Below are 14,516 nucleotides of genomic sequence, written 5' to 3' on the forward strand. Positions count from 1 at the left end.
TGAACGCGGCGCCTGTGAGTTCCTCGCGAGCAAGCTCGCTCCTACATAAAGCAATGAGGTTTACGCCAGGCTTTTGCTGACCACCTCAAACACATCGCTGGACAGCTCACCCGCACCCAGGATGCGCTCCAGCTCCGCTTTCATCAGCGCCTGCCGTGCGCTGTCGTATTTACGCCAGCGTGTCAGCGGCGCCAGTTGGCGCGAGGCGATCTGCGGGTTCAACGTATTGAGCTGGATCACCAGGTCCGCCAGGAAGCGATAGCCCGAGCCATCCGCCGCATGGAAGTTGATCAGGTTCTGCCCGGCAAATGCGCCCACCAGTGCGCGCACCTTGTTGGGGTTCTTGATGGTGAACGCCGGGTGCTCCATCAACGCCTTGACCCGTGCCAGCCCGCCCGGCAAGGTGCTGCCGGCCTGTACGCTGAACCATTGGTCCATGACCAGCGGGTTGTCCTTGAAGTTTTCGGCAAACACCGCCAAGGCCTGGGCTTTCTCTGCTTCGAACGGCGAGTTCACCAACACCGCCAACGCCGTCAGGCGTTCGGTCATGTTATCGCTGGTGTCGAACTGATCCAGGGTGGCCGCCAATACTTCTGGCTTGCCGCTGAGCATCAAGTAAGACAGCGCGATGTTCTGCAGCGCACGGCGGGCGAAGTGCTCGGCCTCTGCCACGTAAGGCGTTTGCTTGGACAGCTCGCGGTTGGCCTGGTAGCGCAGCCACAAGCCTTCGAACAGGTTGTCGGCCAGTTGCTTGCGGGCAAACTCGCGGGCAGCGTGGATGGCATCCACATCCGCCACTTCGCTGATTTCCGTGAGATAGGCTTCGCTCGGCAGCGAGAGCATTTCGGCGACCATGGCCTGGTCCAGGCTTTCATCGCTCAACACCGTGCGCAGCGCGTCGATCAAGCGCTGATCAAGCTTCAGCGGCTGGCCAGCCTGGTGTTGGCCGATCAGTTCCTGCAATACCTGCACAGCCAACTGCTGGCCAGCATCCCAGCGGTTGAAACCGTCGCTGTCGTGCTGCATCAGGAACATCAGTTGATCGCGGCTGTAGGGGAAGCTGAGCTTCACCGGCGCCGAGAAACCACGCAGCAACGAAGGCAAGGGTTTTTCAGCGATGTCGACGAAGGTAAACGTCTGCTCCGCTTCGGTCACCGAGACTACCCGCGAAGTGTCGCCCGCTGTCGCTTCACCGGCCAGGCGCAAGGCAATGCCGGCGCCCTGCCCGTCCAGCAAGCCCAGCTCCACCGGGATCACAAAGGGCAATTTCTCGACCTTGTCCGGAGTCGGCGGGCAGCTCTGGCGGAAGGTCAGGCTGTAGGTCTTGGCCGCCGCATCGTAAGCCTCGCTTACCGCCAGGCGCGGGGTACCGGCCTGACTGTACCAGCGCTTGAACTGGCTGAGGTCGGCGCCATTGGCGTCTTCCATGGCCTTGATGAAGTCGTCGCAGGTCACGGCCTGGCCGTCATGGCGTTCGAAATACAGGTCGCTGCCTTTGCGAAAGCCCTCGGCACCGAGCAAGGTGTGGATCATGCCGACCACTTCCGAGCCCTTTTCATACACGGTCAGGGTGTAGAAGTTGGAGATCTCGATAAAGCTGTCCGGGCGCACGGCGTGGGCCATGGGGCCGGCATCTTCAGCGAACTGGTGGGTACGCAGGTACGCCACGTCCTGGATGCGTTTGACCGTGGCCGAGTTCATGTCGGCAGAGAAGCCCGAGTCACGGAACACGGTGAAGCCTTCCTTGAGCGACAGTTGGAACCAGTCGCGGCAGGTCACGCGGTTGCCCGACCAGTTATGGAAGTATTCGTGGGCGACGATGGCTTCGACGCGCTGGTGGGCGGCATCGGTAGCGGTTTCGGCGCGGGCCAGCACGGCGCTGGAGTTGAAGATGTTAAGGCCCTTGTTCTCCATGGCGCCCATGTTGAAATCGTTGACCGCCACGATCATAAAGATGTCGAGGTCGTACTCGCGACCATAGGTTTCTTCGTCCCAGCGCATGGATTTTTTCAGGCTGGTCATGGCGTGCTGGCACTTGTCGATATTTTCCGGCTCGACGTAGATGCGCAACGCGACTTCGCGGTTGGTCATGGTGGTGAAGCTGTCTTCGACGCACCACAGGTCACCGGCCACCAGCGCAAACAGGTACGCCGGCTTCTTGAACGGATCTTCCCAGGTCGCCCAATGCCGGCCGTCTTCGCCAGGGCCGCTGGCAATCGGATTGCCGTTGGACAACAGCACCGGGTAGCTGTGTTGCTCGGCGATCACCGTGGTGGTGAACACACTCATCACGTCCGGGCGGTCGAGGTAATAGGTGATCTTGCGGAAACCTTCGGCCTCGCACTGGGTGCAGAACATACCGCTGGATTTGTACAAGCCTTCCAGGGCGGTGTTGGTTTCCGGGTGGATCTTGACGGTGGTGTCGAGGGTGAAAGTCTCACTCTTTGGCTGCACCGTCAGGTGGCTGTCGGTCAACTGGTAGTCAACGTCCGTGAGCGGCTGGTCGGCCAGGTTGACACTCAACAGCTCAAGTTGCTGGCCATCGAGTACCAATGGAGGCAAACCGGCGCCGCGCTCGGGGTTGCGGCGCATCACCAACTGCGCGTGGACCAGGCTGTGGTCCTCGAACAACTCGAAGGTCAGGTGCGTCTCGTCGATCAGGTAGTCCGGCGCCTGATAGTCCTTCAGGTAAATCATCTTCGGTTGTTCGGTGCGCATGCTTGGGATCCTTCTACTGATGCACGGCGAGCTGGTAGGCCGTGTATTTACGAATGTTGATGACGCCGGTGTCGAAGATCAGGTATTGGCCCTTGATCCCCAGCAGCGTGCCTTCGGCAATCGGGTTCTTGTCCAGGTTGAAGCTGACGATCTTGGTCGGATACTGCTCGACCGGGTAGCGGATTTCAATCGGCTCGATGTCGGCAATGGTTTGGATGGCTTGCAGGCCAAAGCGTTCCTGCAAACCCAGCAAGCCCTCGGCGCAAGAGGCAAACAGCTCATCACGCACCTGCTTGAGGTCCACCGATTGCGCGTCGCCCTTGAGCAAGGCACGCCAGTTGGTCTTGTCGGCCACCTGGCTGCGAAACAGATCTTCGACGAAGCCCGATTGCTGGCGCGTCGCCACGCGCATGATCGGCAGCGCCTGGCTGGCGCCCTGGTCCAGCCAACGGGTGGGCAACTGTGTAGCGCGCGTAATGCCGACCTTGATCCCCGACGAGTTGGCCAGGTACACCACGTGGTCGGTCATGCAGAATGTCTCGCCCCAACCCGGATCGCGGCAGGTGCCGGCGTCGTAATGGCAACGCTCGGGGCTCATGATGCACAGGTCACACTGGGCCAGCTTGGTCATGCACGGGTAGCAATAGCCCTGGCTGAAGCTGGTCTTGGTCTTGCGCCCGCAATGGCTGCAATGAATCGCGCCCAGGTATTCCAGGCGTACATGGGTGCCGATCAACGGATTGACCGGCACCTCGGTGTCGCCCAGGCGAAAGGCGTATTGAACGGTCGGCTCACCGAGTTGCGCCGACATTTTGCTGACTGCACCGCGACCAATTTCAATCAATGGATCGCATCCGACTTGAACAGGATGTTCGCCACCGGTTCTGACTTGGACGCGCACTCCTGCGGGCCCATATAGCCGGTGCGCTGCTCTTCGGGCAGGTTCTGGATCTCCCAGGCGATCATCGCTTGCAACGACAATTCGCGCTGCTCGGCGGTGAGCTTGCGGCCATCGGACCATTTGCCGATCTCTACCGCGAGCTTGAGGCTCTCGTAGATGTCCGGGGTGATGTTTTCGATCATTTCAGCAAAAGAGGACATAAGGCTCTTCCTTATCAAAGAGACGCTTTGCGACGGTTGTACAAACCACCGAGCAAACCCGTCAAGCAACCGATGACCAACCCGCCCACATGGGCCGCGTTGGCGATTTCGCCGAAACCGATCATCGAGACCAGCCCCGACAGGCAGAGCAGCAACCACACCAGCATCATCACCAGCACCCCACGGGGCAGGCGATAGGCCGGGTTGGGCGACAATAACTGAAAGATCCAGCAGTGCCCGAGCAGGCCGTACAACACGCCGGACAAACCGCCAAACAAGCCGGGGCCACCGTAGGCGTATTGCGCGTAGTTGGAGACCAGGCTGAACAACAGGGTCAGGCCCAGCAGGTTGATGCTGCCCTGGCGCGCTTCAATGCGCCGACCCAGCTCCCAGTACCACATGCCGTTCATGGCCAGATGCAGGATGCCGAAGTGGATGAGCATCGGCGTGACCAGGCGCCACCACTGCCCCGAGGCCAGCGTGTCGGCCAACGGTGTGAACTGGATGTACTCGCCCAGCACCCGGAACGGCAGGAAGGTCAGCCAGGCCATGGCTTGCAGGTTTTCACCCAGCAGGGTCACCGCACCCACAATCAGGCTGGCCAACAGCACCAGTGCGGTGACTGGGCTGTGGCGCACCTGCTGGACAAAGCCTGGCCGCGCAACCGGCGCCTGCTCGGGAATATCCAGTTGCTGGTCGGGGTCGCCAGCGGGGAAGCGTTGATACAACACGCGCACATCGTCGCTGATGGCCTCGGGCACCCACAGCACCTGTTCACCGGCCTCCTCGCTGACGCGGTGCGGCACCTGCATGCGGTGCAGCAACTTGACGAAACCACCCAGGTCAACGCTCAGGGGCAAGCGCAATACAGCTACGGTACTCATGGAATGGCCTCTGGTCGCTCAACGTCGACCCATACGAATTTACGCGGATCCAGCTGGGTTTCCTGGTCCAGCCGATACGCCACCAGCTTGCCGTACAGCACCGCGCTGTAGTCCAGGCAAGCCAGGTTCGGGCGGATCGGCGCCGGTTTGCCGCTGCGCCAGTAGTGGCCGACGAACAACAGCGGTTCATCGACGCCATAGCGCAGCAGGGAATTCTTTTGCGTGGACGACAACGGCGTGCGTGCCACCGGCTCTGGCAAGGCGTCGGGCTGGAACACGATGTCGCCGTAGGTCTTGGGGTCGTCTTCCCAGAACTTGGTGCGAAAGAACGACCGCGTCAGGCCATCGCCACCGGTCAGGGTGAGCCCATCGGGCAGGCGCATATCGGTGCCGCGCAACAGGCGATCGAATGCATTGCAGGCGAAACTGCCCGGTACGGCGGCGGCTTGCAGGAAGTGTTGGTCGATGCAGCCGTCCGGGAAGGTGGCGCGCAGCGGCTGGATAAAACTGTCGTCCCAGCACGCGTGCACTACGCGAAAACGCCCGGCGTCGACAAACAGCGGCATGTCGTAGAACCAGCCGAGGAAGTCGTGCCAGTCGGCCGGGTGGTGTTCGAACTGGGTCAGGGTCTCTTGGATCAAGCGGGCGTGGCGCGGGTTGTGCTCACGCACGAACTGCTTGCCACTGCCCGGCGGTGCCGGCGTGGTCCAGCCCAACGCATTGAACTCGTGGTTACCCATGATGCACAGCGCCTGGCCGGCCTCGGTCATATCGTGGACGATATGCAGCGCCTCACGGATGCGTGGGCCACGGTCGATGATATCGCCTAGGAACACAGCCATGCGTGACGGATGGCGCCAAGTGCCGCCCTGCTTGTGGTAACCCAATTGGTCGAGCAAGTGCTCAAGGGTATGAGCGCAACCGTGCACGTCACCAATCAGGTCGTAGCTACGCGCGGGATCGAGCATCAGTCGCCTCCACCTCCCAAGCGGCTGCCCCAGCCCAACTTGGTGCGGCACACTTCGTAGTAGTTGTGATCCAGCGGGTGGATCAAGCGCAACTTCTGTGCCTTCTTGCTCACGGTGATGGTGTCACCGGGGGCGCAGGTAAAATGGTTCTGCCCGTCGCAGGAGACTTGCGGGTAGATTTGCATGTCTTTGGACACCACGATTTTCAGCTCACTGTTGCCATCGACCACAATTGGCCGACTGGACAACATATGGGGGTACATCGGCACGATCACAATGGCATCGAGCTTGGGATGCATGATCGGGCCTCCCGCCGACAGCGCATACGCGGTTGAGCCGGTAGGCGTGGCGACGATCAGGCCGTCAGCCTTCTGGCTGCACACGAACTGGCCGTCGATATACAGTTCGAACTCAATCATCCGCGTGGATTTGCCCGGGTGCAGCACCACATCGTTGAGGGCATCGCCCTGGCCGATCGCCTCGCCATGGCGGCGCACTTCGGCCTGCAGCAGGAAGCGGTTCTCCACCAGGTAATGGCCGTCGAGCACCTTGGCCACTTCGACTTCCAGCTCATCGGGGCGGATATCGGTCAGAAAGCCCAGGCTGCCACGGTTGATGCCCAGCACCGGCACGTTATGCCGAGCCAGCGCCCGGGCGGCGCCGAGCAGGCTGCCATCGCCACCGACCACGATGACCATGTCGCACACCTCGCCGAGCATCTTGCGCGACGAGGTTTGCAGGCCGTGGCCGGGGAGGATTTCAGCGATGGTGTCTTCGAGGATCACATGCAGGTGGCGCTCGAGCAGAAACTTCTTCAGCCGGCGGACGGTGTCCAACACCTGGGTACTGCCCAGGCGACCGATAATGCCGATATTGCGAAATTGCTCCATGGGGCTCCTGCGGGATCTGGGGTGAGGCAAAAAGAGCGATTATGGGCGAAAGGCCGTCTCAGGCAAAATCCTTTGTCGCCGCCAAGCCTTGATGACAATGGTTCTCAGGCACCTTCTGCACACTGAAAAGGCTATGCTCGGACCATGACCCCATTCCCCGACTTGCACACCCTGCCCCGCCAACTGCGCCACCCCGAGGTGCGCGACCTGGCGTGGGTGATGCTCGCGCCGCCGATGCTGGCGCAGACGCCTTGGCCGCAGCGCCATCCGCTGGCGGGCAGTGACTGGGTGCAAGCCCCTCACCAACTCGAAGCCTGGCTGCGTCAGCTGGACCAGGACAGCAGCACGCTGCAGCAGTGGCTGAGCCTGTCACGTACCCGGCGCCTGGGCCTGTACTACGAGCGCTTGTGGCAATTTGCGGTGCAGCAGGCGCCGGGTGTGGAGTTGCTGGCCGCCAACCTGCCGATCCGCCGTGCCGGGCACACGCTGGGCGAACTGGACATGCTGCTGCGCGACCGCGATGGGGTGCACCACCTGGAACTGGCGATCAAACTCTACCTCGGCCCGCAGGACGGCAACGGCCAGGACGCTACGCAATGGCTGGGGCCTGGCTGCCATGATCGGCTGGACCGCAAACTCGCGCATCTGGCCGAGCATCAATTGCCAATCTCCGCGCGGGCAGAAAGCCGCGAGGCCTTGGCGGCGTTGGATATCCAAGCGTTCGATGCGCACTTGTGGCTCGGTGGCTATCTGCTCTACCCCTGGCCCGGCGCGGCGCTCTCCCCCCTAGGCGCACACCCGCAGCATCTGCGTGGGCGCTGGTTGCATCAGCGCGACTGGACAGACTTTGTCAGCACCCGCCCAGAGGGTCGCTGGCAACCCCTGCCCCGCCATGCCTGGCTGGCGCCCGCGCATTACCCGGCCGATGAAGTGTGGAGTGAGGTGCAGATGCAAGACTGGCTGGCAGAGCTAGACCCAATGGCCCCGGCGCAGTTGCTGGTGCGCATGGTGGCGAACGGTGAGGAGTGGGAGGAAGCTGAGCGGTTGTTTCTGGTGGCTGATCTTTGGCCGAATGTGCCGGGGACAGGCTGATAGGTGTGGGGTGTTTGAGGGCCTCATCGCAGGCAAGCCAGCTCCCACAGTTTGACCGCGCCGCTGGCTTGCCTTTTGTAGGAGCGAGCAAGCTCGCTCCTACAGAATTGACCGAAGCGCCGATTCCATGTGGGAGCTGGCTTGCCTGCGATGGCGATAGCCCAGGCGCTACAGCTTATCGATGTGCTGATACTCCAACTGCAACCCCACCGCCAATTCCTCAGCCCGCCCCAACCTGATCGGCCCACGCTCGATGTCAATCAACATGCCTGGACACTCCAATCGGGGCAGCGCGCCCATCGCCTTTAGCCGCCCATCGGTCACCACCAGCAACTTCTGTTGCTCGGCAGGATAGCGCTTGCGTCGCGCCGCCAACCAATGCCCCGCCTCGGTCAGCGCAGCCAGCAACGGCGTCCCGCCGCCCGCTCCCAACTGCTCCAACCAATCGGACAAGCCTTTCGCCGCCTTCAAACCTTGCACCTGCCACTTCGGCGATTGCCCGCTGGCCGTCAATAACGCCATGCGCGCCCGTTGGCGATAAGCATCATCAAACAGCTGGGCCAGCAGCCCCTTGGCATCGGTCAGTGCCCGATGGCGCCGCGTGGACGCCGAGGCATCGACAATCACCAGCCACAGTTCAGGAGCCGACCGGCTGCGCAGGTGGAACAGCAGGTCCTCACGGCATTGCGGCCGCCCACCCAGCAACGTGCCCGGCCAATTGATCGCCCCGCGCTGTGCGCTGCGGGCCTTGCCCTGCCGGCCAGTGTTCAATCGCCCCGCCTGGGGCCGGGCATCCGCCCCCGTGTCAGCTCGGGGGCGGATGCCTAGAGCTTTTTTGGCCAGGTGGGTACATCGCGGCGGGCGCCCGTGGGCAAGGCGGGTGCGGGCATATCGCCCCACTGGCCTTGGCCGGGCGAGGTGTCGGAGGGTGACGATGACGGCCCGTCATTCGGCGGGGGCGGCGCGCCTGCAGGCGCTTGCTGCTGACGTCGATGGCGCAAGGCGAACTCCGCCACCGCGTCGATATCTTCCTGCTCAATAGCGACAGCGCCACGCCACGCCGCATGGGCACGGGCGCCACGCAACCAGACCAGGTCGGCACGCAGGCCGTCGACCCCAGCGGCAAAGCAGCGCTCGGTGATGTGGGCCAACGCCTGGTCATCCAGGGCGATACTGTCTAGCCGTGCCCGCGCCAGGGTGCAGCGTTCGCGCAAGGCAGCTTGCGCTGGCGCCCACTGCGCGCAGAACGCCGCCGGGTCAGTGTCGAAATCCAGGCGACGCCGAATGATCTGCCCGCGCTCGGAGGGCAAGGTTTGCCCGCTCAATGCCACGTTGAAGCCGAAGCGGTCGAGCAACTGCGGGCGCAGCTCGCCCTCCTCCGGGTTCATGGTGCCAATCAGTACAAAGCGCGCCGCATGGCGATGAGAAATCCCGTCGCGTTCGATCAGGTTGGTGCCGCTGGCGGCTACGTCCAGCAACAGGTCCACCAAGTGGTCGGCCAGCAGGTTGACTTCATCCACGTACAGCACGCCGCCGTCGGCCTTGGCCAACACGCCAGGGGAGAATTGCGCGCGGCCTTCGCCCAGCGCGGCATCCAGGTCCAGGGTGCCGACCAGGCGTTCTTCGGTCGCGCCCAAGGGCAAAGTGACAAACTGCCCGCTGGCCAACAGGTCTGCCAGCCCACGGGCCAGAGTGGACTTGGCCATGCCCCGTGGCCCTTCGATCAGCACGCCGCCGATCTTCGGGTCGATGGCGGCCAGGCACAGCGCGAGCTTCAAGTCATCGGCGCCGACCACGGCGGACAGCGGAAAATGGGGAATATCAGTCATAGTCAACTCTTAATAACGCGCTCCAACGCTCCCGCGTGCGAACGCTTCGCTGGACGCTCGGCGTCCGTTCTTGTGACGCAGAGCGTCACGGGCTGCATTCCCACGCGGAGCGTGGGAATGATCAACGCTCAGCGGAGCGCGGGAACGAGCACTCAGCCGTCTTCTTCTATGTCCAGCAACAGGTTTTCCAAGGCTTCGCGGTACGCCCCCGGTGCCTGCCACAAGCCACGTTGCTGGGCTTCGAGCATGCGTTCGGTCATGTCGCGCAGGGCATCGGGGTTGTGCTGTTGCACAAAGGCACGGGTGTCAGGGTCCAACAGGTAGGCATCGGCGAGCAAGGCGTATTGGTGATCGTCAATCAGCGCGGTGGTAGCGTCGAAGGCGAACAGGTTGTCCACAGTCGCGGCCATTTCAAACGCGCCTTTATAGCCATGGCGCTTCACACCTTCGATCCACTTGGGGTTGGCCGCACGGGAACGGATCACCCGGTTGAGCTCTTCCTTCAAGGTGCGGATTTTCGGCACGTCCGGCTGGCTGTGGTCGCCATGGTAGCTGGCGGCCTTTTCGCCGCTCAGGGTTTCCACGGCGGCCAGCATGCCGCCCTGGAATTGGTAGTAGTCGTTGGAGTCGAGCAAGTCGTGCTCGCGATTGTCCTGGTTCTGCAACACCGCCTGCACCTGGCTCAAACGCTGGGCAAATTGCTCGCGGGCCGCAGTGCCTTCGTCAACCCCCCCGTAGGCGTAGCCACCCCAGTTCAGGTAGACCTCGGCCAAGTCCTCGCGGCTCTGCCACAAGCGCCCGTCAATCGCGCCCTGCACGCCTGCGCCATAGGCACCCGGTTTGGCACCGAAAATGCGCCAGCCGGCCTGCTTGGCCGCGGCACCTTCATCCAGGCCCGCCTCAAGCAATGCTTGGCGTTCACTGCGCACTTTGGCGGCCAGCGGGTTCATGTCGTCGGGTTCATCCAGGGCCGCCACCGCCTGCACCGCCGCATCGAACAGGCGGATCAGGTTGGCAAACGCATCGCGGAAGAACCCGGACACGCGCAGGGTCACGTCCACACGCGGACGGTCCAATAAGCTGATCGGCAGGATCTCGAAATCGTCCACCCGCTGACTGCCAGTGGCCCATACCGGGCGCACGCCCATCAGCGCCATGGCCTGGGCGATATCGTCACCGCCGGTGCGCATGGTCGCGGTACCCCATACCGACAGGCCGAGTTGGCGCAAGTGGTCGCCATGGTCTTGCAGGTGCCGCTCAAGAATCAGGTTGGCCGACTGGAATCCGAGACGCCACGCCGTGGTGGTTGGCAGGTTGCGTACGTCCACGGTAAAGAAGTTACGCCCCGTAGGCAGCACATCCAGCCGACCGCGACTCGGCGCACCGCTGGGCCCGGCCGGGACGAAACGCCCATTCAAGGCATCGAGCAAGCCGCGCATCTCTGCGGGGCCGCAAGCATCCAGGCGTGGCGCGACGACAATGCGCAGGCTTTCGATCACCGACTTCACCTCCTGCCAGCCGGGCTCTTCCAACTGTTCGATGGGGCCTTCCAATGCCTGCTCGATCAAGCGCGCCGCGTACAACTCCAGACGTTCACGGGTATCCCCGGCCGTACGCCACAGCTGATCGTCAATCTTCTGCAACACCAACGGGCGCCGCCCCGTCCAGGGCTCGGCCAGTGCACAATCGAGCGGATCAAACCCCAGGTCGAATGCCTTGGCCAACACACGCAGCAGACTCGACTGCGGGCCCCGGCCATCGCCACGGGGAATGCGCAACAGCGCCAGCAAGGTGTCGATACGCAAACGGCCCTCGGGCGACTCGCCAAAGATATGCAGGCCATCGCGGATCTGCGATTCCTTCAAGTCGCACAGGTAGGTATCCAGGCGCGGCAGCCACACCGCCGCGTCCGCCTCACTGCCCAGTTCAAGCTCCTGGTCGATACGGGTTTCGCGCACCAGCTTGAGGATGTCTTTTTGCAGCTCCAGCGCACGGCGCGGGTCGAGCAATTGCGCCTCGTAATATTCGTCGGCCAATAACTCAAGGTCACGCAGCGGGCCGTAGGTTTCGGCGCGGGTCAGCGGTGGCATCAGGTGGTCGATGATCACCGCCTGGGTGCGCCGCTTGGCCTGGGCGCCCTCACCCGGGTCGTTGACGATAAACGGGTAGACATTCGGCAGCGGCCCCAGCAATGCATCCGGCCAGCAGTGCTCCGACAGGCCCACGCCTTTGCCGGGCAGCCACTCCAGGTTGCCGTGCTTGCCCACATGGATCACGCCGTGGGCGCGGTAGGTATGGCGTAGCCAGAAATAGAACGCCAGGTAGCCATGGGGCGGCACCAGGTCCGGGTCGTGGTACACCGCGCTGGCATCTACCTGGTAACCCCGGGCCGGCTGGATGCCGACGAAGGTCAGGCCCAGGCGCAGGCCGGCGATCATCATGCGGCCATCGCGGCACATCGGATCGTTTTGCGGGGCACCCCAACGCGCCAGCACGGCCTGGCGATTGGAGGCCGGCAAACGATCAAACATCGCCTGGTATTCCACAAGGCCCAGGCTTTGATGGCAGGGGCGCAGGTCGAGGCTGTCGAGGTCGTTGGTGACGCCGCCGAGCAGTTCGTGGATCAGTGCGGTGCCGCTGTCGGGCAGCCGCTCCGCTACCGGGTAGCCCTCGGTTTGCAAGGCGCGCAGGATATTCAGCGCTGCCGCCGGGGTGTCCAGGCCCACGCCGTTACCGATGCGACCGTCGCGGGTCGGGTAGTTGGCGAGGATCAACGCAATCCTTTTCTGGGCATTGGGCACCCGCGCCAACTCGACCCAACGGCGTGCCAGCTCAGCGACAAAATCCATGCGTTCGGGCGCTGCGCGGTAGCACACCACGTCCGACTGGCTGCGCTCGCTGCGCCAGGCCAGGTCCTTGAAACTGATCGGCCGGCTGATGATGCGCCCGTCCAGCTCCGGCAAGGCGATATGCATCGCCAGGTCGCGGGGCCCCAGGCCTTGTTCGCTGGCCTGCCAGCCGGGTTGGTTGTCCTGGGCGCAGATCGCCTGGATTACCGGGATATTGCGGCGAAACGGGCGCAAATGCGGCGCTTCTGGGCTCGATTGGGCAAAGCCGGTGGTGTTCAGAATTACCGCGGCTTGCACGTCATCCAACAGGTCCTCGACCACCGAGAGGCAGCCGGGTTCTTTCAAACTGGCCACCGCGATAGGCAAGGGGTTGAGGCCCGCCGCCTGTAAGCGCTGGCAGAACACATCAATAAAACCGGTATTGGCCGCCTGTAAATGGGAGCGGTAGAACAGCACCGCAGCCACGGGCCAATCAGCGTGCCAATCGGCCTGCCAGTCATTGAGGCGGGCATTGGCGTTGTGCGGGTGATAGATCGCCGTGCGCGGCAGCGCTTGCGGCTCGGTCCAGGCATAGTCCCGGCCCAAGTGGGTACTGGCCAGGCAATGGTAAAAATCCAGGGCATTGCCCAGGCCACCTTGGCGCAGGAAGTGCCACAGGCGCTCGCGGTGTTCGGCAGCAACAGTGCTCAGGCCGCTGAGTTCCGGGTCCGGACGGTCGTCACCCGGCACCAGGATCAGGGTGACGCCACGTTCGGCCAACTCCACCAGGCGCTCGATGCCGTAGCGCCAATACCCGATACCGCCGTGCAATGACAGCAGGATGACCTTGGCGTGGCGCAATACCTCGTCCACGTACAGGTCGACCGAGGCATGGTTCTGCACCTGCATCGGGTTGGCCAGGCGCAGGCTGGGGTAATCCTCGGGCAATTGCTGGGCGGCTTCGGCGAGCAGCGCCAGGCTGGAGTCGCCGCTGCACAGGATCACCAGTTCAGCGGGGGTCTGGCCAAGGTCGGCAATATTGTCGTCCGCGACGAAACCACCGGGTTGGGTCCTGAGCAGGTGCATGGTTAAACGCTGAGGGCAGCGCGCAATTGCGCTTCGAGGCCAGCGGCGTCCAGTTCCTGGCCGATCAGCACCAGGCGCGTGGTGCGTGCTTCGTCAGCGCCCCAGGCACGGTCGAAGTGTTTGTCAAAGCGCGTGCCCACACCCTGGATCAGCAGGCGCATCGGTTTGTTGGGGATCGCGGCGAAACCTTTCACCCGCAGGATGCCGTGCTGCACCACCAATTGAGTCAGGGCGTCGAGCAACAGGGCTTCGTCGGCTTGCGGCAAGTCGATGGAGATGGAGTCGAACGCGTCGTGGTCGTGGTCGTCTTCGCCTTCATGGTGCTGATCGTGATGGCTGTGGCGAGCGTCGATATGCTCTTCGGAGCCGGCACCGAGGCCGATCAACACGTCCAGCGGCAGGCGGCCGCTGCTGGCTTCGATGACCTTCACCGCCGGCGGCAGTTCTTCGGCCACTTCCAGTCGCACACGGGCCAGGTCTTCGGCGCTGATCAGGTCGGCTTTGTTGAGGATCACCAGGTCAGCGCTGGCCAGTTGGTCGGCGAACAGTTCGTGCAAGGGTGATTCGTGGTCCAGGTTAGGGTCGAGTTTGCGCTGGGCGTCGACCTGGTCCGGGAAGGCGGCAAAGGTACCGGCGGCCACGGCTGGGCTGTCGACTACGGTGATCACCGCGTCAACGGTACAGGCGCTGCGGATTTCCGGCCACTGGAAGGCTTGCACCAACGGCTTGGGCAGGGCCAGGCCCGAGGTTTCGATGAGGATATGGTCCAGGTCACCGCGACGGGCGACCAGTTCGCGCATCACCGGAAAGAACTCTTCCTGCACGGTGCAGCACAGGCAACCGTTGGCCAGCTCGTAGACGCGGCCATTGGACTCTTCTTCGGTGCAACCGATAGAACACTGCTTGAGGATTTCACCGTCGATGCCCAGCTCGCCGAACTCGTTGACGATCACCGCAATGCGACGGCCCTGGGCGTTGTCGAGCATATGGCGCAACAGCGTGGTTTTGCCCGAGCCAAGGAAGCCGGTAACGATGGTGACGGGGAGTTTGGCCAGTGTTTTCATCGGATGCCCTTTGGGGCGGGCATACGGGACGACAGGCCCTGCGGCAGCGCGCAGCA

The 14,516-nt window shown here is 63.2% G+C and carries 11 protein-coding genes; 1 reads left to right on the plus strand and 10 read right to left on the minus strand.

The genetic code is table 11. The annotated features are described in order from the left end of the window. Positions 1-60 precede the first annotated feature (60 nt). Genes pepN through GIW79_RS17595 form a run of 6 tightly spaced genes read right to left on the minus strand, consistent with a single transcriptional unit; the run spans position 61 to position 6,561 of the window. Positions 61-2,718, minus strand: a complete 2,658-nt coding sequence (gene pepN, locus GIW79_RS17570) for an aminopeptidase N (RefSeq protein WP_236454673.1) — start codon at positions 2,716-2,718, stop codon at positions 61-63. Between the two features lie 13 nt (positions 2,719-2,731). Beyond that, a complete protein-coding gene (locus tag GIW79_RS17575; RefSeq protein ID WP_003190752.1) occupies positions 2,732-3,562 on the minus strand; it encodes a DUF2797 domain-containing protein in 831 nt (276 codons plus the stop codon). Beyond that, positions 3,559-3,819, minus strand: coding sequence for a YeaC family protein (locus tag GIW79_RS17580; RefSeq protein ID WP_005788688.1), 261 nt, complete (start codon positions 3,817-3,819; stop codon positions 3,559-3,561). Before GIW79_RS17580 ends, GIW79_RS17575 begins: the two co-directional genes overlap by 4 nt. Before the next feature lie 14 nt (positions 3,820-3,833). Further along, the gene (locus GIW79_RS17585) at positions 3,834-4,703 is read right to left on the minus strand and encodes a rhomboid family intramembrane serine protease (protein WP_072448435.1); all 870 of its coding nucleotides are present in this window, start codon (positions 4,701-4,703) and stop codon (positions 3,834-3,836) included. Next, positions 4,700-5,674, minus strand: coding sequence for a metallophosphoesterase (locus tag GIW79_RS17590; protein ID WP_161793215.1), 975 nt, complete (start codon positions 5,672-5,674; stop codon positions 4,700-4,702). Before GIW79_RS17590 ends, GIW79_RS17585 begins: the two co-directional genes overlap by 4 nt. Further along, positions 5,671-6,561 carry an NAD(+) kinase gene (locus GIW79_RS17595; RefSeq protein ID WP_003217892.1) on the minus strand — a complete coding sequence of 297 codons (891 nt, stop codon included), beginning with the start codon at positions 6,559-6,561 and terminating at the stop codon, positions 5,671-5,673. Before GIW79_RS17595 ends, GIW79_RS17590 begins: the two co-directional genes overlap by 4 nt. A 144-nt stretch (positions 6,562-6,705) precedes the next feature. Here GIW79_RS17595 and GIW79_RS17600 point away from each other — a divergent pair, with 144 nt between their 5' ends. Beyond that, positions 6,706-7,653 carry a DUF1853 family protein gene (locus GIW79_RS17600; protein WP_236454675.1) on the plus strand — a complete coding sequence of 316 codons (948 nt, stop codon included), beginning with the start codon at positions 6,706-6,708 and terminating at the stop codon, positions 7,651-7,653. 168 nt (positions 7,654-7,821) lie between these two features. On the opposite strand, the gene GIW79_RS17605 is transcribed toward GIW79_RS17600, so the two are convergent. The 4 genes from GIW79_RS17605 to cobW all read right to left on the minus strand — a co-directional run bounded on the left by GIW79_RS17605 (position 7,822) and on the right by cobW (position 14,460). Beyond that, a complete protein-coding gene (locus GIW79_RS17605; RefSeq protein ID WP_034126054.1) occupies positions 7,822-8,424 on the minus strand; it encodes a vWA domain-containing protein in 603 nt (200 codons plus the stop codon). A 53-nt stretch (positions 8,425-8,477) separates the two neighbouring features. Then, complete coding sequence (locus GIW79_RS17610; protein WP_236454678.1) at positions 8,478-9,482, minus strand: ATP-binding protein; 1,005 nt, start codon at positions 9,480-9,482, stop codon at positions 8,478-8,480. Positions 9,483-9,634: 152 nt separating this feature from the next. Next, complete coding sequence (gene cobN, locus GIW79_RS17615) at positions 9,635-13,396, minus strand: cobaltochelatase subunit CobN (RefSeq protein ID WP_236454681.1); 3,762 nt, start codon at positions 13,394-13,396, stop codon at positions 9,635-9,637. A gap of 2 nt (positions 13,397-13,398) precedes the next feature. Next, positions 13,399-14,460 (minus strand): cobalamin biosynthesis protein CobW, encoded by a 1,062-nt coding sequence (gene cobW, locus GIW79_RS17620; protein WP_236454684.1) that lies wholly within the window; start codon positions 14,458-14,460, stop codon positions 13,399-13,401. Positions 14,461-14,516: the final 56 nt, after the last annotated feature.

The organism is Pseudomonas sp. PA-7-1E (assembly GCF_021605325.1).
Taxonomy (GTDB): Bacteria; Pseudomonadota; Gammaproteobacteria; order Pseudomonadales; family Pseudomonadaceae; genus Aquipseudomonas; species Aquipseudomonas fluorescens_BV.

What these genes read in the sequence shown, in the direction of transcription:
- pepN (WP_236454673.1), bottom strand. Translation starts at nt 2,718, where the DNA reads ATGCGCACCGAACAACCGAAGATGATTTACCTGAAGGACTATCAGGCG.
- GIW79_RS17580 (WP_005788688.1), bottom strand. Translation starts at nt 3,819, where the DNA reads ATGTCCTCTTTTGCTGAAATGATCGAAAACATCACCCCGGACATCTAC.
- GIW79_RS17585 (WP_072448435.1), bottom strand. Translation starts at nt 4,703, where the DNA reads ATGAGTACCGTAGCTGTATTGCGCTTGCCCCTGAGCGTTGACCTGGGT.
- GIW79_RS17595 (WP_003217892.1), bottom strand. Translation starts at nt 6,561, where the DNA reads ATGGAGCAATTTCGCAATATCGGCATTATCGGTCGCCTGGGCAGTACC.
- GIW79_RS17600 (WP_236454675.1), top strand. Translation starts at nt 6,706, where the DNA reads ATGACCCCATTCCCCGACTTGCACACCCTGCCCCGCCAACTGCGCCAC.
- GIW79_RS17610 (WP_236454678.1), bottom strand. Translation starts at nt 9,482, where the DNA reads ATGACTGATATTCCCCATTTTCCGCTGTCCGCCGTGGTCGGCGCCGAT.
- cobN (WP_236454681.1), bottom strand. Translation starts at nt 13,396, where the DNA reads ATGCACCTGCTCAGGACCCAACCCGGTGGTTTCGTCGCGGACGACAAT.
- cobW (WP_236454684.1), bottom strand. Translation starts at nt 14,460, where the DNA reads ATGAAAACACTGGCCAAACTCCCCGTCACCATCGTTACCGGCTTCCTT.